13 protein-coding genes are annotated in these 20,772 nt (G+C 72.7%); 6 read left to right on the top strand and 7 right to left on the bottom strand.

Annotated elements, in window-relative coordinates; translation table 11 throughout:
• Positions 1–97: 97 nt before the first annotated feature.
• The 5 genes from ACFY8U_RS23730 (at position 98) to fxsT (ending at position 9,124) form a co-directional block, all read left to right on the top strand.
• Positions 98–1,105: a MoxR family ATPase gene (locus ACFY8U_RS23730; protein ID WP_361436596.1), complete on the top strand. Its 1,008-nt coding sequence runs from the start codon at positions 98–100 to the stop codon at positions 1,103–1,105.
• 7 nt (positions 1,106–1,112) lie between these two features.
• Complete coding sequence (locus ACFY8U_RS23735; protein WP_389573328.1) at positions 1,113–4,331, top strand: SAV_2336 N-terminal domain-related protein; 3,219 nt, start codon at positions 1,113–1,115, stop codon at positions 4,329–4,331.
• Positions 4,332–4,484: 153 nt separating this feature from the next.
• A complete protein-coding gene (locus ACFY8U_RS23740; protein ID WP_361436602.1) occupies positions 4,485–4,688 on the top strand; it encodes a hypothetical protein in 204 nt (67 codons plus the stop codon).
• 72 nt (positions 4,689–4,760) lie between these two features.
• Positions 4,761–6,038 carry an aKG-HExxH-type peptide beta-hydroxylase gene (locus ACFY8U_RS23745; RefSeq protein ID WP_389573331.1) on the top strand — a complete coding sequence of 426 codons (1,278 nt, stop codon included), beginning with the start codon at positions 4,761–4,763 and terminating at the stop codon, positions 6,036–6,038.
• 59 nt (positions 6,039–6,097) lie between these two features.
• Entirely contained in the window at positions 6,098–9,124 is a 3,027-nt protein-coding gene (gene fxsT, locus ACFY8U_RS23750; RefSeq protein WP_389573334.1) for an FxSxx-COOH system tetratricopeptide repeat protein, read from the top strand.
• Positions 9,125–9,201: 77 nt separating this feature from the next.
• On the opposite strand, the gene ACFY8U_RS23755 is transcribed toward fxsT, so the two are convergent.
• From ACFY8U_RS23755 to ACFY8U_RS23775, 5 genes are all read right to left on the bottom strand, one after another.
• Positions 9,202–13,002 (bottom strand): multifunctional oxoglutarate decarboxylase/oxoglutarate dehydrogenase thiamine pyrophosphate-binding subunit/dihydrolipoyllysine-residue succinyltransferase subunit, encoded by a 3,801-nt coding sequence (locus tag ACFY8U_RS23755; RefSeq protein WP_389573337.1) that lies wholly within the window; start codon positions 13,000–13,002, stop codon positions 9,202–9,204.
• Positions 13,003–13,281: 279 nt separating this feature from the next.
• Entirely contained in the window at positions 13,282–14,379 is a 1,098-nt protein-coding gene (locus tag ACFY8U_RS23760) for a HAMP domain-containing sensor histidine kinase (RefSeq protein WP_361599328.1), read from the bottom strand.
• Positions 14,376–15,113, bottom strand: coding sequence for a response regulator transcription factor (locus ACFY8U_RS23765; protein WP_389573340.1), 738 nt, complete (start codon positions 15,111–15,113; stop codon positions 14,376–14,378). The genes ACFY8U_RS23760 and ACFY8U_RS23765 overlap by 4 nt, the downstream gene beginning before the upstream one ends.
• Positions 15,114–15,172: 59 nt before the next feature.
• A complete protein-coding gene (locus ACFY8U_RS23770) occupies positions 15,173–15,838 on the bottom strand; it encodes a spermidine synthase (RefSeq protein ID WP_389573343.1) in 666 nt (221 codons plus the stop codon).
• Between the two features lie 184 nt (positions 15,839–16,022).
• Positions 16,023–17,768, bottom strand: coding sequence for a glycoside hydrolase family 3 protein (locus ACFY8U_RS23775; protein ID WP_389573345.1), 1,746 nt, complete (start codon positions 17,766–17,768; stop codon positions 16,023–16,025).
• A 161-nt stretch (positions 17,769–17,929) separates the two neighbouring features.
• Here ACFY8U_RS23775 and ACFY8U_RS23780 point away from each other — a divergent pair, with 161 nt between their 5' ends.
• Positions 17,930–18,592, top strand: a complete 663-nt coding sequence (locus ACFY8U_RS23780; protein ID WP_389573346.1) for a TetR/AcrR family transcriptional regulator — start codon at positions 17,930–17,932, stop codon at positions 18,590–18,592.
• Between the two features lie 15 nt (positions 18,593–18,607).
• On the opposite strand, the gene ACFY8U_RS23785 is transcribed toward ACFY8U_RS23780, so the two are convergent.
• Positions 18,608–19,222 carry a hypothetical protein gene (locus ACFY8U_RS23785; protein ID WP_389573349.1) on the bottom strand — a complete coding sequence of 205 codons (615 nt, stop codon included), beginning with the start codon at positions 19,220–19,222 and terminating at the stop codon, positions 18,608–18,610.
• A complete protein-coding gene (locus ACFY8U_RS23790) occupies positions 19,219–20,535 on the bottom strand; it encodes a hypothetical protein (protein WP_389574133.1) in 1,317 nt (438 codons plus the stop codon). The genes ACFY8U_RS23785 and ACFY8U_RS23790 overlap by 4 nt, the downstream gene beginning before the upstream one ends.
• Positions 20,536–20,772 lie beyond the last annotated feature (237 nt).

The raw sequence follows: 20,772 nt of genomic DNA on the forward strand, positions 1-20,772 counted from the left end.
CCGGACAATCGGTCCGGTTTGAGCGTCGGCAGCGCCGGGGGCCGGGCGGTATTTTCGACGGGCCGGGCCATGACACCACAGCCAGGAGGAGTTCATCGTGAACGATTGGCGGATCTACCGTGGTGCCGGCCACCCGCACGACGAGATAAGGCGGTTGCCCGCACCACCGCCGTGGCGGGACTTCTCGACCGGCGGGGCCGACGACACCCTCGCCGGCTCCGACCGGCGGCTCGGGGTGCGCCGCCGCCTGGTCCAGAACCATCACCCCCGCCCCGCCGAGACCGACGCCGTCAACGCGGCGCTCTATCTGCGCCGGCCGCTCCTGGTCACCGGCAACCCCGGCACCGGGAAGTCCACCCTCGCCCACGCCGTCGCCCATGAACTGGGCCTGGGCCGCGTGCTGCGCTGGCCGATCGTGAGCCGCTCCACCCTCCAGGACGGGCTCTACCGCTACGACGCCATCGGCCGCCTCCAGGACGTCCAGCTGGAGCGCGCCCAGGCCGGGTCGACCGTGCCCGCCGCGACGCCCGCCGGCATCGGCTCGTACATCCGGCTCGGACCGCTCGGCACGGCGCTGCTCCCCTCCGAGCAGCCCCGCGTCCTCCTGATCGACGAGCTCGACAAGAGCGACCTCGATCTGCCGAACGACCTGCTGAACGCCCTGGAGGAGGGCGAGTTCGCCATTCCGGAGCTGGAGCGGCTGGCCGACCGCGAGCCGGTGGTCCAGGTGCTGACGGACGACGGCCGCAAGGTGCCCGTCCAGGGCGGACGGATCCGCTGCTCGACGTTCCCGTTCATCGTGCTCACGTCCAACGGCGAACGGGACTTCCCCGCCGCCCTGTTGCGCCGCTGCATCCGCCTGGAACTCGAACCGCCGGGCGAGGAGCAGCTCGGCGCCATGATCGAGGCGCACCTGGGGCCCGACGCGGCGGCCGGCGAAGAGGGCCTGGTGAGCCGCTTCCTGAACCGGGAGCCCGGCGAGGTCATCGCCACCGACCAGCTTCTGAACGCGATCTATCTGACCCAGCACGCCCCGCGCACCGAGCGGGTGACCCGGGAACGCATCGCGGACATGCTCATGCAGCCGCTCGATCAGCCGAGGTGATGGCCGGATGCACCGGATGCATCTGGAAGAGCTCACCCGCAGACTGCGGGCCGGTGGCCAGGACCCGACGGCCGAGGAGGTCGCGGACGCCGTCTGGCTCGCCCAATGGCTTCCGCGTGCTGCCCCGGACCCGGCGGACGGAGCCGCCTGCGGAGCCTTCGACGGAGTCATCGACGGCGCGGAAGACGGCCGGGCGGGGGATTCAGGCCATCCCCGGGGGGCCGAGGAAGGGCGAGATCCGGCCACGGGGCTCGGGGATCCCCTGACGGGTGCGGGCGCCGACGGCGAGCGCGTTCCGGGGCACGGCATCGGTGCGGGCCAGGGCGCGGGGCTCGGCACGGGCGCCGCCGCGACCCCCGGTGAGGGTGCCCGTCCCGCCCGCTCCTCCGACGACGTCGACATCGCGCTGCTCGTCGGACCCAGGGCCCACGGCGGCGCCCGTACGGAGCGGAGCAGGACCCTCCCCGTCCGCGCACCCGGGGCCAACGCCCTGCCCGGCCTCCTCGGCCTCCAGAAGGCGCTCCGCCCGCTGCGCCATTACGCCCACTTCCCGGTCCGGCCCGGCGAAGGCCTCCTCGACGAGGAGGCGACCGCCGAACGCAGCGCCGCCGCGGGCATCCTCACCCCCGTCCTGCGCCCCGCCGCGGGCCGCCGCCCCGACATCCAGCTCCTCATGGACTCCGGCCCCGCCATGGTCGTCTGGACCCGCATGGTCGAGGAGCTGCGCCAGGCCTGCCAGCAGTCCGGCGCCTTCCGCGACGTCCAGGTCCACCGGCTGTACGACACCGGCGAGGGCGCCCCGCTGGTCACCACCACCTCGGGGGCCGACGGCAGGCCCCGGCTGCGCCCCGGCGACCAGCTCCACGACCCCACCGGCCGCCGTCTCACCCTGATCGTCAGCGACTGCGTCGGCCCCCTCTGGCAGCGCGGCGCGGCCCAGCGGCTCATCCACCAGTGGCCCCGGCAGTCGCCGCTCGCCCTCGTCCAGCCGCTGCCCCCGAGGCTCTGGCCCCGGACGGCGCTGTCCGTCGAGCCGGGCCTGCTGCTCCGCCCCGCGTCGCCCGGCGGACACACCGGATTCCAGCCCGACGAGGAGCCCTGGGAGCCCGCCGCCCCGGACACGCGCGCGGTGCCCGTGCTCACGCCCACGCCCGAGGCGTTCGCCTCCTGGGCGCGGCTGCACGCCGGCCACGGCTCGGGCGCGGTGCGCGGCTGGGCGGCCATGATCGGCCCCGAACCGCCGCGACCGTCCGCGCCGTCGGCGGGCACCGCACGGACCACGCCTCCCGGCCGGGCCCGCGTCCGGCGCAGCGACGAGGAGCTGCTGCGCGCCTTCACCGCCGGCGCCTCGCCCGGCGCGCTGCGGCTCGCCGTCCATCTCGCTGCCGCCCCGCTCGCCCTTCCCGTGATGCAGCTCGTGCAGCGCGCCATGCTGCCCGACACCGGCCCCATGGAGCTCGCCGAGGTCCTGCTCAGCGGGCTCCTTCGGCAACTGCCCGGCCCTTCCCCGTATCCCTGCTTCAGCTATTCGCCCGGTGTCCAGCAGCATCTGCTCGGCTCCCTTGACCGCAGCGCCGCCGCGCTGGTCCTCAAGCACTGCTCCGAGTACGTGGAACGCAACTTCGGCCAGGGCATGCGCAACTTCCCGGCGCTCGCGGCCGCCCAGCTGGCCGACCACGCAACGGACGACGGCCGGGCGGCCGCGGCCGGCACGATCGAGGGGACCGACGAACCGACCGGCCCGGTCGGCACGGAACCCGAACTCTTCGCCCGTATCCCCGCGCGCGTGCTCCGCTTCTACCACCCCGACCTGATCACCCCCGACCCTCTGGCCGCCGCGCGACGGCTCTTCGACCAGTGGCTGGGCCAGTCCGACCCCTCGCTCCTCGTCAGGGCCCGCCAGCAGGCCGAGGCCGCGCTGCCGGAGCACCCCGTGGAGGCCGGGATCCTGCTCGGGCGCGTGCTGTACGCGGAGTCCGGCACCGCCGCCGCCCGGGGCAGCGAACGGCGCCGGGAGCTGCTGACCCGCGCACTGACCGAGCTGGAGCGTGCGGGGAGCCTCGCCGCGCCGGGCAGCGCGGAGTGGGCCGAGGCGCGGCTCGAACAGGCCGTGGCGCACCATGGGTTGTGGCGCCACACCACCGACCCCCTGCACCTCGACCACGCCCTGGCCGCGCTCCTCGGAGACGTGCCGGACTGGCCCGAGGACCACCACCACACCCTCCATCTGCGCCGGGGGCGCCTGCTGCTGGCGCGTGGCGACGGGGCTGCCGCGGCGACCGAACTCACCACCGCGCTCTCCCTCCGGGAGAGCGGCGCCGCACTCCTCGACCTGGCCGACGCCCTGCAGCTCGCCGGATCCGGCCCTGCCGAGATCACCCCCGTACTCGACCGGGCCGAGGAGCACCTCGGCGACAACGTCGCCCTGCGGCTGCGCTGGACGACGGCGCGCGCCCGGCTGTACGACACGGCCGGCGACGGACCGGCCGCGGACACCGCCTACGAGGAGGCCACCCTGCTCGCCCCCGCCGACAGCGGACAGCGCGGCCGGATCCTGATGTCCTGGGGGGAGTCCCTGATGCGCCGCGCGGCGGTCACCCCGGGTCAGGCCCCGGTCGACCGGGCCGAGGGCGTCCTGCGCGAGGCGCTCACCCGCCTCCCGGCCGACGCGCCGGAGCGCGCCCGGGCCAGGATCCTGATCGGCAGCGTCCTCGCCCTGCGCTTCCACCGCGCCGGGTTCCTGCCCGACCTCTTCGAGGGCCGCCACCTTCTGGAACAGGCCGCCCGCACCACCCAGGACATCGCACTGCGCTCGGAGGTGTGGCTGCAACTGGGACGGGTGAGACTGGAGTTGAGCGAGTCCGCCCGGGACGGAGTCCTCGGTGACGCGCTCACGGCGTACGAACGGTCCTGGGAGGACGCCCGGTCGGCGCACGGCGAGACGCCGGGCACGATCACCGGCGCCCGCGCGCTGCACGCGCAGGGAGCGGTGCTCCGGCTCATGGGCCGTACGGGCAGGGCGCGCGAGGTGCTGCGCGCCGCGGCCGGGCAGTGGCAGCGGCTGACCGCCGCACTGGTGGAGGTGGACTGGAGCGACGTCGAACGGACCAGGAGGCTCCTGGCGGAGGTGAGCACGGACCAGGACCTGCCCCAGGCACCGCCGTCCGGCGAGGACCGCCGCCGGATCGCGCCGCCGTGGTGGGCGTGGAGCGATTCGGGCGGGTAGGCGAGGCCGGAGAGCCGACACGGAGAACGGCTGGATAACGGGGGCGCGAATGGGCGCAGTTGAGTCGAACGGGTTTCTGACTTCCTGGCGTCGGGAAGAACCGCTCCGCCGCTACGACCGTGGGGGACATGCGTCGGTGGGGAGGAGCCGAGGGTGTCGGAGCACAACGAGTGGGCGACCGGTGTCGACCGTGACCACGGCCGGTCCGCGCACCTGCCCGATCTCGCCGCTGTGGACCTGCGGACCCTGCGTGGCATGGACGATCCCGAACTCGCGGCCGCGGTCGAACTGGTGCTGCTGCGCTCACCCGAGCTGGTCGACGCGTGGTGCGAGGGCGCGGGGGACCGAGCCGCCTGACGAGCGCCGCGTCGACCGTCTGTTTCCGGCCGGATCCTCGCGATGGCCGAGGGTCTGCCGAAGGAGGCGGGAATGAACTTCGCGCCCCTGCCCGCCGGGGTCTTCACCGAGCTGGCCCGCACCCGCCCCGCCCCTGCCGACGTGGCCCTGCTGCGCTCCGCGCTCCACGCGCGGCGTCTGCTGCTGCTCAAGGCCCTCCTGGTCCGCGTCCACCGGCACCGCGAGGCGGTCGACGCCGGCGTGTTCCGCCGTTTCGAGGACTCCTGGCACCTGCTCGAACGGGCCGAGAGCCGCAACCCCGACGTCGTACGGGACGTGCTCGACTACCCCACGACGGGTGCCTGGCTGGCCGCCGCGCTCGCCGAGCCGGTGGGCCCCGCCCTCGACCGGCACCTCGCCCGGCTGGAAAGCGTCGCCGTCACCGCCGCCCTGCGCGCCGACTGCTCCCTCGACCTCACCCTGGAGCTCACCGGCGGTCTGCTGTCACTGCCCGGAGTGGGCCGGCAGACCGCGGGCGGCGGACGCCTCCGGATCAGGGCCGGCTCCCGTGTCGCGCGCCTCCACCCCGAGGGCCCGACACCCGCCGCCCCCACCGTCCTGCTGCTCACCGACCGGCGCGCTGGCACCCTCGTCGGCCGGGGCCCGGGCTGGGACGGGCTGCGCACCCTGCCCGACTCCACCGCACGCCTCGACGACCTCGACCCGTACCGGGTGCCGCCCGGCGGGATCGGCACCCCGCCCCGTACCGCGGCCGACCCCACCGACACCGACCCCGCCGTCTGGGCGGCTCGCTGGCGCGGGGCGCAGGCGCTGCTCGCCCACACCGACCCGGGACGCGCCGCCGAGATCCGGCGCGCCCTGCGCGCCGTCGTCCCGCTGCTTCCCCACGGCCCCCGCTCCCTCGGAGCCACCCTGCGATCGGCTCCGGGCGCCGTCCTGACCTCCCTGCCGGCCGGGGCGCAGGACATGGCCGAGACGCTCGTCCACGAGCTCCACCACAGCAAACTCGCCACCCTGCATGAACTCGTACCGCTGTACCGGCAGGGCAGGGCGGCCGTGCACCGGGTGGGCTGGCGCTCCGACGCCCGGCCCATCGGCGGCGTGCTCCAGGGCGCGTACGCGCACCTCGCCCTGACCGATCTCTGGCGGCGCGCCGCGACCGCCCACGCGGCGCCCCGGCCCTGGCGGTCGAACGCCGGGCAACAGTTCGACCATATGCACGATCAGGTGGGCGAGGCGCTGACGATCCTGCTTGAATCCGATGAACTGACCAATGAGGGACGGGAGTTCGCCCAGCAAATGAGGCGGCATCACGCGAGCCTCGGCGCGGCCCCCCGGGCAGCTGGGTAACACTGTGCCCAGGGCACATGACACTGCGTTGCGCGTGAGCGGGACGGGAGACGTATCAGATGGCGGAACAGCGGTCGGGTGGCGGCGCGGCGGACGACGGGGGCAGGGGCGCCCCCGAGCACGTCCTTGTGGTCTTCCCCGGCTACCACCGGCCGTGGGCGGCCTGGATCAACCAGCGCCTCGAAGCCCACGGAGTGCGCGCGACCCTGCAGCGCTGGGACCCGCCGCGTGAGGTACCCCTGGAGGACTCCCTCAGCGACCTGCTGCTCGCCAGCGGGCAGGTGCTGCTCGTGCTCAACGACTGGTTCTTCCAGCTCGGCCCCCGGCCGGCCGGGGAGTGGAACGACGTCCTGCGCGGCTTCGTCGCCTCCCGGGCCGACCGGTTCGCCGCCGTCAACCTCACCAACCGGCCGCTGCTCCCCGCCACCGCCGTCCTCGAACCCGTCAGCCTCTGGGGCGTCGGCGAGGACGAGGCCGAAGCACGGCTCCTGAGCCGGCTCGGAATCGAACCCCGCCGCTCCTCCGGCCGCCGCGTCCCGCCCGGGACACCCGTCCGCTACCCCGACACCCCGCCCGAGATCTGGGGCGAGATCCCGCGCCGGAACCCGCGGTTCACCGGCCGGGACGACCTCCTCACCGAGCTCCAGGAACGGCTCATGGACGCCGACCGCGGCAACGCGGCCTGCACCCTGCTCGGCATGTCCGGCATCGGCAAGACCCAGATCGCCGCCGAGTACGCCCACCGCTTCAGCCCCGACTACGACGTCGTCTGGTGGGTCAACTCCGACGACCGCAACGTCCAGCGCGACCGCTTCGGCGAACTCGCCGCCGAACTCCGCCTCCCCAGCGGCAACGAACCCGGCGAACGCATCCGCGCCGTACGGGAGGCGCTGCGCCGCGGCGACCCGCACTCCCGCTGGCTCGTCATCTTCGACGGGTGGGACGACACCGACGGCGCCCAGGTCCTGCTGCCCCACGGACCCGGACACGTACTGATCACCTCACGCAACCGCGGCTGGGGCGACTACACCGACGTCCTCGACGTCCCCAGCTTCGACCGCGCCGAGTCCACCGCCTATCTGATGCGCCGCGCCTCCCACATCACCGCACCCCAGGCCGACGAGGTCGCCGCCGAGTTCGGTGACGTGCCCCTGCCGCTCGTCCAGGCCGCCGCCTGGCTCGGCGAGTCCGGGATGGAGGTCCCCGAGTACCTGCGCATGGTCCGCGACGGACGTCTCTCCACCGTCGAGGAGCCCTCGGCCGTCGACGGCTACCCCAACGCCTCGCTCACCTCCTGGTCGATACTGATCAACCGGCTCCGACGGTCCCAGCCGCAGGCCATCGACGTCCTCAGCCTGTGCGCCTCCTTCGCCCCGGGCCGCATCCCCCTCGGACTCGTCCGCGCCTACCCGCAGGCCGAACTGCCCGAGGACCTGCGCTGGATGGCCACCGACCTGCCCGCCTGGACCCGCGCCCTGGACACCCTCGTCAACTACTCGGTGCTCACCCGCGAGACCAGAGGCCCGGCCACCAACGTCGAGGTGGGGCCGCACCAGGAGTCCGTGCACATGCACCGGCTCGTCCACGACATCGTCGCCCGCCTCACCGACGGCGAGAACCGCGAGGCCCATCGCAAGGCCGTCCGCTCCCTGCTCGCCGAGGCCGACCCCGGCAACCCGATGGACAGCCGGAACTGGCCCCGGTACGCCGAACTCCTGCCGCACATCGGCCCGTCCGGCGCCCTCACCAGCCGTAACGCCCGCGTGCAGACCGCCGTCCTCAACAGCCTGCGCTACTGCTACCGCAGCGGCGAGTTCCGGGCGGGCGCCCAGCTCGCCGAGCGGATCCGGGACGCCTGGTCCACCTTCATGGACCCGCTGGACCAGCCGATGCTCGACCTGACCACCCAGCAGGGCAACGTCCTGCGCTCCTTCGGCCGTTTCCGCGAGGCCTACGAACTCGACCTCGCCCAGCGCGAGCGGCTGAGCGCCGCCACACCCCCCAACGAGCTCGGCTCCCTCCTGTCCGGCAGCGCCATCGCCAGCGACCTGCGCTTCCTCGGCCAGTACCAGGAGTCCGAGAAGCTCCAGCGCCAGGTGCTCGCCGAGGCGGAACGCCTCCTCGGCGACACCGAGTTCTCCACCTTCGTCGCCCGCCACAACCTCGGCGTCGTCCTGCGGATGCTCGGCCGCTACCAGGAGGCGTACGACCTCGACGCGGAGTCCCTCGTCCGCTGCGAGACCGTACTGCGCACCCGCCACGCCCACACCCTGGGCGCAGGCAACGCCCTCGCGCACGACCTCAGGCTGCTCGGCCAGTACCGCGAGGCGCTCGCCCGCCAGGAGGCCAACGTCCGGGTGCATGTGCAGGTCCTCGGACCCCAGCATCTGCAGACCCTGTACGCACGCACCCAGCTGGCGCTGTGCCGGCGCCGTGAGGGCGGCTTCCAGCAGGACCTCGGCGCCACCATGGCCAGCCTGCTCGAACAGCTGGAACAGGTGCACGGACGCGGGCACTACATCACGCTCGCCGCCATCAACAACTACGCCAACTACCTGCGTGAGCACGGTGACCTCGACCACGCGAGGAAGCTCGTCACCGAGGCCGAGGCGGGCTACCGCTCCCTCCTCGGGCCCGCCCACCCCGTCGCCACCGGCGTCCTCGCCAACACGGCGCTCGTCATGCAGGCCGCCGGCGAACGCGCCGACGCCCTGTCCATCCTGGAGGGCGCTCTCGCCGGTCTCACGGCCTCCCTCGGAGCCGACCACCCCTGGGTCCTCGGCTGCGCGCTCAACACCACCGCCGCCCGCAACTTCAACGGGCGGGTCGCCGACGCCGCCGAACTCAGCAGGGAGACCCTGCGCAGGGCCCGGCACACCCTCGGGCACGAGCACCCGCTCACCCTGTCCGGCCAGATCGCCCTCGCCACCGACCTGCGCGGCCTGCGCGAGGTCGAGGAGGCCGGAAAGCTGGAGGAGGCCGCCCTGCTCTCCCTTACCCGCACGCTGGGCGCCCAGCACCCGCACACCCTCTCCGCCCGCCACCGCAACCGCCCCTACTGGGACTTCGAGGCCAACCTCGGCTGAGAACCCGCACACGCCGGAGGCCCGGCACCCCTCGCGGGGTGCCGGGCCTCTCGTCGTACGCGTACCGGAACAGCGGATCAGGCGTCGAAGACCTCGTTGACCAGCTGCTGCTGCTCGGCCTGGTGGCGCTTGGCCGAGCCGACCGCCGGGGACGAGGAGTGCGGACGCGAGATCCGGCGCAGACGCTCGCCGTGCGGGATGTCGGCGCCGACCGCCAGGTCCAGGTGGTCGATCAGGTTGAGCGCGATGAACGGCCACGCACCCTGGTTCGCCGGCTCCTCCTGCGCCCACAGGTACTTCTCGGCGTTCGGGTACTTGGCGATCTCGGCCTGGAGCTCGGCACCCGGGAGCGGGTACAGGCGCTCGAGACGGATGATCGCCGTGTCCGTGACACCGCGCTTCTGCCGCTCGGCCTCCAGGTCGTAGTAGACCTTGCCGGCGCAGAAGACGACCTTGCGGACGTCGGCCGGGTTGACCGTCGCATCGCCGATCACCGGGCGGAAGCCGCCGGTGGTGAACTCCTCCACCTTCGACGCCGCGGCCTTCAGACGCAGCATCGACTTCGGGGTGAAGACGATGAGCGGCTTGTGGTGCGGGTTGTGGACCTGCCAGCGCAGCAGGTGGAAGTAGTTCGACGGCAGGGTCGGCATGGCGATCGTCATGTTGTCCTGCGCGCACATCTGGAGGAAGCGCTCCGGGCGCGCGGACGAGTGGTCCGGGCCCTGGCCCTCGTAGCCGTGCGGCAGGAGCAGCGTGACGCCCGAGGTCTGGCCCCACTTCTGCTCGGCCGAGGAGATGAACTCGTCCACGACGGTCTGCGCGCCGTTGACGAAGTCACCGAACTGGGCCTCCCAGATGACCAGGGAGTCCGGGCGGGCCAGCGAGTAGCCGTACTCGAAGCCCATCGCCGCGTACTCGCTGAGCAGCGAGTCGTAGACGTTGTAGTGGGCCTGGTCCTCGGCCAGGTAGAGCAGCGGGGTGTAGTCCTCGCCGGTCTCCTGGTCCACCAGGACCGCGTGCCGCTGGCCGAAGGTGCCGCGGCGGGAGTCCTGGCCGGACAGCCGGACGGGGGTGCCCTCCATCAGCAGCGAGCCGATGGCGAGGGTCTCGCCGAAGCCCCAGTCGATGGTGCCGTCGTCGATGGAGGCCGCGCGGCGCTGCATCTGCGGCATCAGACGCGGGTGGACCGTGATCCGCTCCGGGATGTTGACCTGAGACTCGGCGATCCGCTTCACGACCTCCTGGGAGACCGCGGTGGTGACGGCGACCGGGAACTCCGGCTGGGCGTCCGGGACGTGCGCCGGGGCCGGCGCCGAGGTGGCCTCGCGGACCTCCGCGAAGACCTTCTCCAGCTGGCCCTGGAAGTCCTGGAGCGCCTGCTCCGCCTCTTCCAGCGTGATGTCGCCGCGACCGATCAGCGACTCGGTGTACAGCTTGCGCACCGAACGCTTCTTGTCGATCAGGTTGTACATCTGCGGGTTGGTGAACTGCGGGTTGTCGCCCTCGTTGTGACCGCGGCGGCGGTAGCAGATGAGGTCGATCACGACGTCCTTGTTGAACGTCTGGCGGAACTCGAAGGCGAGCCGCGCGACGCGGACCACGGCCTCCGGGTCGTCGCCGTTCACGTGGAAGATCGGCGCCTCGATCATGCGGGCCACGTCGGTCGCGTACATCGAGGAACGCGACGACTCCGGGGCGGCGGTGAAGCCGACCTGGTTGTTGATGACGATGTGGACCGTGCCGCCGGTGCGGTAGCCGCGCAGCTGCGACATGTTCAGCGTCTCGGCGACGACACCCTGGCCGGCGAAGGCCGCGTCACCGTGCAGGGCGACGGGGAGGACGGTGAAGTCCGTGCCGCCCTTGTTGATGACGTCCTGCTTGGCGCGGACGACACCCTCCAGGACCGGGTCGACCGCCTCCAGGTGCGAGGGGTTGGCGGCGAGCGAGACCTTGATCTGCTCGCCGTCCAGGCCGGTGAAGGTGCCCTCGGCGCCCAGGTGGTACTTCACGTCGCCGGAGCCGTGCATCGACTTCGGGTCGAGGTTGCCCTCGAACTCGCGGAAGATCTGCGCGTACGACTTGCCCACGATGTTCGCGAGGACGTTCAGACGGCCGCGGTGGGCCATGCCGATGACGACCTCGTCCAGACGGGACTCGGCGGCGGAGTCGATGACCGCGTCGAGCAGCGGGATGACGGACTCGCCGCCCTCCAGGGAGAACCGCTTCTGACCGACGTACTTGGTCTGCAGGAAGGTCTCGAACGCCTCGGCCGCGTTGAGCCGGCGCAGGATCCGCAGCTGCTCCTCGCGCTCCGGCTTGGAGTGCGAGCGCTCGACGCGGTCCTGGATCCACTTGCGCTGCTTCGGGTCCTGGATGTGCATGAACTCGACGCCGGTGGTGCGGCAGTACGAGTCGCGCAGCACGCCGAGGATGTCGCGGAGCTTCATCATCGACTTGCCGGCGAAGCCGCCGACCGCGAACTCGCGCTCCAGGTCCCACAGGGTGAGGCCGTGCTCGGTGATGTCCAGGTCGGGGTGCTTGCGCTGGCGGTACTCCAGCGGGTCGGTGTCGGCCATGACGTGGCCGCGGACCCGGTAGGAGTGGATCAGCTCGAAGACGCGGGCGGCCTTGGTGACGTCGTCGTCGTGCGAGGCGTCGATGTCCTTGAGCCAGCGGACCGGCTCGTAGGGGATCCGCAGGGCCTTGAAGATGTCGTCGTAGAAGCCCTCCTCGCCGAGGAGGTAGTTGGCGACGACCCGCAGGAACTCGCCGGAGGCGGCACCCTGGATGACCCGGTGGTCGTACGTCGAGGTCAGGGTCATGACCTTGGAGATGCCCAGCTTGTTCAGGGTGTCCTGGGACGTGCCCTGGAACTCGGCCGGGTAGTCCATCGAGCCGACGCCCATGATCACGGACTGTCCGGGCATCAGACGCGGCACGGAGTGGACGGTGCCGAGGCCGCCGGGGTTGGTCAGCGAGACCGTGACGCCGGAGAAGTCCTCCATCGTCAGCTTGCCGACGCGGGCGCGCTTGACGATGTCCTCGTAGGCCTGCCAGAACTCGAAGAAGTTCAGGGTCTCGGCCTTCTTGATGCCCGCGACGACGAGCTGGCGGTCGCCGTTCGGCTTCACCAGGTCGATCGCGAGACCGAAGTTCACGTGGTCCGGCTTGACCAGGGTCGGCTTGCCGTCCTTCTCCGCGAAGGAGTAGTTCATCGACGGCATGGCCTTGATCGCCTGCACCATCGCGTAGCCGATCAGGTGCGTGAAGGAGATCTTCCCGCCCCGGGCACGCTTCAGGTGGTTGTTGATCACGATCCGGTTGTCGAAGAGCAGCTTCACCGGGACGGCGCGGACGGACGTGGCCGTCGGCACCTCCAGCGAGGCGTTCATGTTCTTCGCGACGGCGGCGGCGGGGCCGCGCAGCGTGATCAGCTCGGGACCGGCGGGCGCCTCGGTTGCCGGGGCGGCGGGGGCCTTGGCGGCCGGAGCGGCCTTCGCCGGCGCCGGAGCGGCGGCGGGCTTCGCCGGAGCAGGGGCGGCCGGAGCCTGCGCGGCCGGGGCGGCGGCCGGAGCCGGGGCCTGGGCGGCCGGAGCGGCCTTGGCGGGAGCCGGAGCGGGCGCCGGGGCGGCGGGCGCGGCAGGTGCGGCCTGTGCGGGGCTCACCTGCCGCGCGGCGGCGGGAGCCTCCGTCGTGCCGGGCTTGTAGTCGGCGAAGAAGTCCCACCAGGCACGATCGACCGAATTCGGGTCCTGGAGGTACTGCTGGTAGATCTCGTCGACGAGCCACTCATTGGCGCCGAAGGCGGTCGCAGGGTTCTGACCCTGCCCGTCTTGGCCGGTGGAGATGCTCGAGTTACTGGGGGACTGAGACGACACGGCGGTAACCGCCCTCTTCCGCTTCACAAGGTGATGGACAGCGGAAATAAAGGCTACGCCTCCCTGGCCGACAGGTGCAGGCCGGGCAGCGCCAACGTCGCGCAAGTCACACTTGACGCGGCGTTTCGGGGCATGGAATGGCGGGAAACAAGCGTGGTTCTGACCCCTCGCGGGTACGAGGGACCCGGGTTGCGGCCCTGAGGCACGCATCCCTGACCACGTCCTGATCGTGTCCTGTTCATGTACACGCAGAACATGCGCTTCCGGTTCGACCCTACGTCAATCGCGTGCCGGAAGGCTTCCCGGAAGAGTGACCTGGATCCGGCAGCCGCGTGACGATTCGGCCACGCCGATCTCGCCGCCGTGCAGATCGACCGCCCAGCGGGCGATCGCCAGCCCCAGACCCGTACCGCCGTCGCTGCCCTTGCCGGACTGCGCCGGCACCTGCCCCCGGTTGAACCGCTCGAAGACCGTGTGGCGGAGCGACTCCGGGATGCCGGGGCCCTCGTCCTCGACCTCGAGGGCCAGCGAGTCGGGCCACGCCCCGCGCCGTGCCCGCACGGTCACCCGGCCGTGCGGCGGCGAGTGCTTCACCGCGTTGTCGATCAGGTTCGCCATCACCTGGTGCAGCCGCTCCGCGTCCGCGTGCGCGGTCAGCTCGGGCGGCGAGACGTCCAGGTGCAGATGGACGTCCGTACGGTTGTGCAGACCGGACGTCGAGGACAGGCCGCGCTGGGAGGCGGCGAGATTGGCCTCGCGGAGCACGCCGGAGAGGTACGGCCAGACCTCGAAACGCCGTGCCTTGAGCGTGACGACACCGTTGTCAAGACGTGACAGGTCGAGCAGGGTCTCGACCAGCCGGCCGAGCCGCTCGGTCTGCTTCAGGGCCGTCCGCATGGTCTCCGGATCGGCCTCGGAGACGCCGTCGACGACGTTCTCCAGTACGGCGCGGAGGGCGGCGATGGGGGTGCGCAGCTCGTGCGAGACATTGGCGACCAGCTCCTTGCGGTGCCGGTCGACGGCCTCCAGGTCGTCCGCCATGCGGTTGATCGTCGAAGCGAGGTCGCCCAGCTCGTCACGGCGGTCCGCGCCGCGCACACGCCGGCTGAAGTCGCCGCGCGAGATCGACCCGGCCACCGTGTTCATCTCGTCCAGCGGCGCCGTCAGGGACTGCGCCACGAACTGGGTGATCAACAGCGTCGCGATCATCGCGAAGATCGTGATGTAGCGGAACTCCGTGGAGGTCCGGATCGCCACCAGCGCGAGCCCGGAGGTCAGCAGGACCGCCCCGACCACCAGCGTGCCCAGCTTGGTCTTGATCGAGATCACGATCCGGCGCCTGCTCCGGCGCTCGGGGCGCTGCCCCCGGCGGCTCATGACGCCGGCGTCTCCAGTGCGTAACCGACGCCATGGACCGTACGGATCCGCTCCGCCCCGATCTTCCGGCGCAGCGCCTTGATGTGGCTGTCGACCGTCCGCGTGCCGGACGCGTCCGCCCAGTCCCAGACCTCGGCGAGCAGCTGCTCCCGGGAGAGGACCGCGCGCGGGGTGTTCGCCAGGCAGACCAGCAGGTCGAACTCGGTCGGCGTCAGATGCACGTCTTCGGTGCGGACCCGGACCCGGCGCTGCGCGTGGTCGATCTCCAGCTCGCCGAGGCGCAGGATCCCGCTCCGCGGGGTGACGGCCGCCAGTGCGGCACGCTCCACGCGGCGCAGCAGGACGTGCACCCGCGCGGCCAGCTCACGCATCGAGAACGGCTTGGTCATGTAGTCGTCGGCGCCGACGCCGAGCCCCACCAGCATGTCCGTCTCGTCGTCCCGCGCGGTCAGCATCAGGACCGGGACCGGGCGCTGGGCCTGCACCCGGCGGCAGACCTCGAGGCCGTCGAAGCCGGGCAGCATGACGTCGAGGACCATCAGGTCGGGCTGCCAGGCCTCGGCCGCGTCGACAGCCGCCGGGCCGTCGGTCGCCGTCTGGACGAGGAATCCTTCCGCCCGCAGCCGCGCGGAGATCGCATCCACGATCGTCGTGTCGTCCTCGACGACCAGCACTCGTCGCTGCGCACCCGGAGTGGCCGCCGCACCGTGTTGAGTGGTGTGTGTCTGCTCCATTGCCCCGCCTCGCATCGCTGGTGTCGGCCAGCAGCCTAGAGGCACGGGCAGCGTCCCGGCTACGCAGGCCTTACGGCGAGGTGCACCACGTCAGGGACGCCCCGGGCAACCGGGATCTCTTCGGTCCGTACCCCGCTGAATCCGGCATTCCGCAATGACTCTTCGAAATCGCCGGACGGCTGGGCGGACCACACGGCGAGGATTCCGCCCGGGTTCAGGCGCTTCGCGCAGGCCTCCAACCCCTCGGCGGAGTAAAGGTTTTGGTTGTCCTCGGTGACCGTCCAGCCGGGTCCGTTGTCGATGTCCAGACAGAGGGCGTCGTAGGTGTCGGGGGAGGTGTGGAGGTACCCGACCAGGTCCGTGTGAAGGATCACGTTGCGCGGATCGGCCAGAGCCGCTCCTGAGATCGCGGCCAGCGGTCCCTCACGGTGCCAGTCGATGATCGCCTGCTCGCGTTCGACGACCGCGATCCTGGCCCAGCGGGGGTCGGCGGCGGCGTGCGCGAGGGAGAAGCCGACACCGAGGCCGCCGATCAGCACGGAGGAGCCGTGCCGACCGTCGAGCGCGTCCATCGCCGCGTCGATCAGCAGGCGCTCCGACCGTCCGTCGGAGGTGTCCATCAGGAAGGTGCCGTTGGCGATGATCTCGAAATGCTCGTCGCGCCGGCGCAGCACGACCTCTCCGTACGGTCCCTCGCGGCGGTCGAGGGTGACGGGCAGAGACATGGTGGCTCGCTCCGATCGGGCTCGGCGTCGTTGTGGCCGTCCATCCTTGCGGGATGGCGGTGGCCGGGACAACCGGAAGAGAACGGTCCGGGGCCGGGCCCCCCACGGGCCGGCCCCGGACCGAGGGCGCGGGGTCGGTCAGGAACCCCGCGGTCCGAGGGGATCCGGTGGATCGGATCCGGTGTCAGATCGCCAGGCCGTGGCCGTGGGCGAAGACCGGGTTCGCCGTGTCGTTCGGGACGTCCGGGCGGGCCGCCTCCACCGCCGCCATCGAGCGCGGCAGCTCGAAGGGGAGCCGCCCCTCCGCCGCCGCCCGGCCGAATGCCACGTCGAGCAGGGCGTCGTCGCCCGCCCCGTAGTCGGCGATCAGCGCCGCCGCGCGCTCGGCGATCTCCGGCAGGACGGCCGGGCGTTCCAGGTTGACGCAGACCACCGTCGGGACCGTGGCGAGCAGCGAGAGGATCCGGGTCAGCTCGGGCTCCTCGAAGGCGAGCGAGCCGGAGTGGAAGAAGGACTCGAAGCGGTTCGGCCGCTCCTCGTACGGCGTGCGCAGCCGCAGCACCGCCAGGTCCGCCTCGGCGGGGGCGGTCACGACGTCCCCGTACGCTGCCGCGACGGCCGGGTCGACGTTCTCGACGTACAGCTTCGGGCGCCCGGTCAGCGGCAGCGGGCCGTTGGTGAGGACCGTGAGCGAGCGGCGCTGGGCCGCCGCGCCCGCCGCCTTGAAGTCGGCGCGGCCGACCGTCTCGGCTGCCTCGTCCGGGTCGACGTACCGCCGCTCGTCGAAGAGCCCGAGGACGAACTTCTCGCGCAGCAGCCGCCGTACGGACGCGTCGATCCGCGCCTCGGAGATCCGGCCCGACCCGACCAGCTCCACGATCACCTCGGGGCACTGCTCGCCGCCGAACTGGTCCGAGCCCGCGTCCAGCGCCTTGGCCGCCCGCTCGGCCACGCTCAGGTGCTCCACGCCCCAGGCCCGCGCCGCGTGCGTCTCGCCGAAGATCACCGCGTCCGTGAGCAGCCCCCAGTCGGTGCAGACGATCCCGGTGAAGCCCAGCTCCTCCCGCAGCAGCCCGGTAACGACGCCCTTGTTGAAGCCGAAGCCGACCTCCTCCCAGTCGGTGCCGATCGGCTGGCCGTAGTACGGCATCATCTGCGAGCAGCCGGCGGCGATGGCGGCCTTGAACGGCTCCAGGTGGTGCTCCCGCATCCCGCCCGGGTAGATCTGCTCCTTGCCGTGCGGGAAATGCGGGTCCTCGCCGTCCTTCTGCGGTCCGCCGCCGGGGAAGTGCTTGACCATGGCGGCCACCGAGTCCGGCCCCAGCTCCTCGCCCTGAAGTCCGCGGACGTATGCCTGGACCAGCTCGCCGGTCAGCTCGGCGTCCGCGCCGAAGGTGCCGGACTGGCGGGCCCAGCGGGGCTCGGTGGCGAGGTCGATCTGCGGGTGCAGGGCCGTACGGAAGCCGACCGCGAGGTACTCGCGGCGGACGGTGTCGGCGAAGCGGAACACGAGCTCCGGGTCGCCGATCGCCGCGAGCCCCAGCGCCTCGGGCCAGGCGGAGAACGCGCCGGCGTTGAAGGAGGCGCCGACGTTGTCGGTGAAGGCGTGGCGGGGGTCGGTGGAGAGCGAGACCGGGATGCCGAGCCGGGTGTTCGCGGCCATCTCCTGGACCGCGTTGTGCCAGAGGGCCATCTCGCGGGCGCCGTAGGTGCCGAGCAGGTTGAAGTGGGTGAGGTGGCGGCCCTCGACGAGTTCCGGCGTGGTGAACGGCAGCATCGAGCCGTCCGTCTCGGTCACCGGGGTGCCGTCCGCGTTCATCATCAGCATCGAGTGGAAGAGCTGGCCGGCCTTCTCCTCCAGCGTCATCCGGGAGAGCAGGTCCTCGACCCGCTCGGCGACGGGGCGGGCGGCGTCCTGGTAGGGGTGCATGTCGAGGCTCCTGAGGGCTGCGTGCGGAGGAAGCGGCCTCAGGCTAAGGTTGAAAACCGAGTAGGTACTAGGTTTCTGGCGTGTGACCTGGATCACGGAGCGTAAGGGGCGTTCCGGACAGCCCCTAAGGGGTGTTTTCGGACAGCCTCTAAGGTGGGCCCATGCCGGAGAACAAGGCCCGAACGGCCCGCGGAGGCGCGGGCAGGGGCAGCTACGCGGTGGGCGACGAGCGCCGCCGGAAGATCCTCGACACCGCCGTCGAACACTTCGGCCAGTGGGGCTTCCACGCCTCCTCGCTCGCCCGGATCGCCAACGACTGCGGCATCACCCAGGGCGGACTGCTGCACCACTTCCGCAGCAAGGAGGACCTCCTGCTCTCGGTCCTCGCGCAGAGCGAGCAGCACGACGTCGAGCGCCTCTTCGCCGACGAACCGGAGTCGTACGCCGCCTACCTGGAGACCGTCGTCGGCCTCGTCGAGGACAACACCCGGCGGCCCGGCATCGTGCGGATGTTCAACGTCCTGGCCGGTGAGTCCGGCAACGTCGGCCACCCCGCGCACCTGTACTTCAAGGAGCGCTACGCGCGCGTGCTGCGCCACACCGTCGATCTCATGGAGGCGGCGGTGCGGCGAGGAGAGCTGCGGGAGGGCATCGACTGCCGGGCCGTCGGGCAGGAACAGCTGGCCGTCATGGACGGCCTGCAGATCCAGTGGTCGCTGGACCCGGGGTCGATGGACATGCCGGGCCGCGTCCGGGCCTTCCTCGACCGGCAGCTGCGGGAGATCTCGGTGACGGGGGAGGGCCTGCCGGGGGCCGCCGACTGAGGCCGGGCGCGTGCTTCAGGCGCGTACGGGACGGGCGCCGCGGAAGGCGTGGAGCGCCGTACCCCCGGCGAACGCGCCCAGCGCCACCGCCCAGGCGCCCGCCTCCGGGCCCGGCTGCATCGGCCATGCCCACAGGGCCGCCGCACCCCCTGGCGTGGACGGCGCCGCCACGTAGACGGAGCCGAAGTACACCGTGATCGGCAGCCAGCTCACCCGGGCGCCGATCAGCGCCGCCGCCGCGGCTGTGACGCCGACGGCGCCCAGGGTGTTGCGGACGATCGCCGGCCCGCCGAACTCCTCCGGGTGACCGGGTACGGAGAGCGCCAGCAGGGCGACGGCCAGGACCGTCAGGCCGAGGACGTGCGCGGTGCGGCGCAGGGGCCAGGGACGGGTCGCCGTACGGTCCAGCTCGTCGCTCGTCGCGTACAGGCTCGTTCCGACCGCCGACGCGGCCAGCAGCGGGCCGAGGACGACGACCGGCACCCGGGCCGTGTGGTCGAAGCCCGGCTGCGACTGGAGCCAGGCCGCGGACCAGGCCGCCGCGGCGGCCGTCCCCAGCACGGCGGCGACCGTGGCCGGAAGTGTGCGCGAGCGGACGTAGAGGGCGGGGCCCCGGCCGAGGAGGCTCACGGGACCGGCACCTCCTCGGGACGGCAGCGGTCCGCCTTCAGGTAGCGGGCGAGGTACTCCCGCTGGGCGACCGGGGACTTGGCGCGCAGGGCGTCGAGGTGCCGCCGCGCGGCCGGCCCGACCGGAACCCCGTAGTTCTCCGGTGTCGGCGCCAGCCACTCCGACACGGCGAGATGGATCTCGCCGGCCCGCTCGGCGTCCGGCCCCGCGAAGTCTTCGGAGGTGCACGTGTCCGAGAACAGCCACTGGACCGCCGAGTTCAGGTACAGGTCCGGGTTCCTTAGCCTGCCCCGTACCGAGTCCGCCTCGTGGCCGGGCAGTTCGGCCTCCCCCGGGCCGGGGCCGCCCGGCCCCGGGGACCAGCGGACCGGGGCTCCCGGCACCCCGCGCAGCCGTTCGTTGAGCGGTGCGAGTGCGCGGGAGATGTCCGGCAGCAGGGCGCGGTCGAGGGCGTTCACGCAGACCTGGGGCGAACCGTCGTCGCAGACCGGGCGTATCGCCTCCGGGTCCGGGCGCCACGGGCCGTCCGCCGGCAGGCGGAGTACGGGCACGGCGGCGGCGACCGCCGCGGCGAGCGGGAGCAGGGCGAGCAGCCGCAGCCGCGCGGGGCGGGCGGCGTACGCCAGGAGCGCCGCCAGGGCGAGGCCGCAGGTCCAGACGGCCGAGGCCGGGGCGTACCACCACACCGGCTCGTGCCAGGGGGAGGAGTGATCGGCGGCAGGACTGAGCCAGCGCGCGGGGCTCTCCGTGTACGAGCCGATCGCGAGCCCGACGTATCCGGTCACCGCGAGCAGTGGAGCCGTCAGCCGCCACGGCACCAGCAGCCCGACGAGATGGCCGATGGTGCCCAGGGCGGCCAGCGCGAGCGCGTCGGCGGCGACGAGTTCGAGGTACGGCCGGCCCCCGCCGACGTACGGCCAGGTCGCGAGCAGGCACACCGCCGCGGCGAGGAGCTGTCCGGCGGGCGGCCAGAGCGCGGAGGGAGCGACGGCGAGCAGCGTACGGCGCAGTCGGCCGCGCGGGACGGAACGGAGCAGCTCCTCCGTCCCGCGGCGCCGCTCCCGGCCGCCCTGCCAGCAGCCGGCGGCGAGCGCGAGAGGACCCGCGAGCAGCCCGCCGGCGACGTGCAGCATGTCGGTGGCATCGGTCCACCGTCCCTGCCAGGCGGGCGCCTTGCCGTACATCGTCACGAGGATCGTGACCGCCACGGCCGCACCGGCCCAGGGGCCGACGCCCCGCCTCAGCTCGGTGCGGACGACGGACGTGTGGGGTGCGGGCGCGGGCTGGCGGGGCGGTGCGGCGGTCGCGGTCACCGGGGGTCCTCGGGGGAGTCGGGCGACGCAGGAGCGACGGGGGCGGGAGCGACGGGAGCACCGGCGGTTGCTGTGGGTGTGGGTGGCGGGGTCGTGTGCGTGGGTGGGGGTGGGGGTGGGGGTGGGGGTGGGGGCGGCGGGGGCGGGGGCGGGCCCCCCATCACCGGGCCCCGGGCCCGAGCGCGCGGAGGCGGGCGGGGTGGGCGGGGGGGCGCCCGGTATAACCGCTCGAAAGCG

It is taken from the genome of Streptomyces sp. NPDC012508 (assembly GCF_042902595.1).
GTDB lineage: Bacteria > Actinomycetota > Actinomycetes > Streptomycetales > Streptomycetaceae > Streptomyces.

What these genes read in the sequence shown, in the direction of transcription:
- ACFY8U_RS23735 (WP_389573328.1), top strand. Translation starts at nt 1,113, where the DNA reads ATGCACCGGATGCATCTGGAAGAGCTCACCCGCAGACTGCGGGCCGGT.
- ACFY8U_RS23745 (WP_389573331.1), top strand. Translation starts at nt 4,761, where the DNA reads ATGAACTTCGCGCCCCTGCCCGCCGGGGTCTTCACCGAGCTGGCCCGC.
- fxsT (WP_389573334.1), top strand. Translation starts at nt 6,098, where the DNA reads ATGGCGGAACAGCGGTCGGGTGGCGGCGCGGCGGACGACGGGGGCAGG.
- ACFY8U_RS23760 (WP_361599328.1), bottom strand. Translation starts at nt 14,379, where the DNA reads ATGAGCCGCCGGGGGCAGCGCCCCGAGCGCCGGAGCAGGCGCCGGATC.
- ACFY8U_RS23765 (WP_389573340.1), bottom strand. Translation starts at nt 15,113, where the DNA reads ATGGAGCAGACACACACCACTCAACACGGTGCGGCGGCCACTCCGGGT.
- ACFY8U_RS23770 (WP_389573343.1), bottom strand. Translation starts at nt 15,838, where the DNA reads ATGTCTCTGCCCGTCACCCTCGACCGCCGCGAGGGACCGTACGGAGAG.
- ACFY8U_RS23775 (WP_389573345.1), bottom strand. Translation starts at nt 17,768, where the DNA reads ATGCACCCCTACCAGGACGCCGCCCGCCCCGTCGCCGAGCGGGTCGAG.
- ACFY8U_RS23780 (WP_389573346.1), top strand. Translation starts at nt 17,930, where the DNA reads ATGCCGGAGAACAAGGCCCGAACGGCCCGCGGAGGCGCGGGCAGGGGC.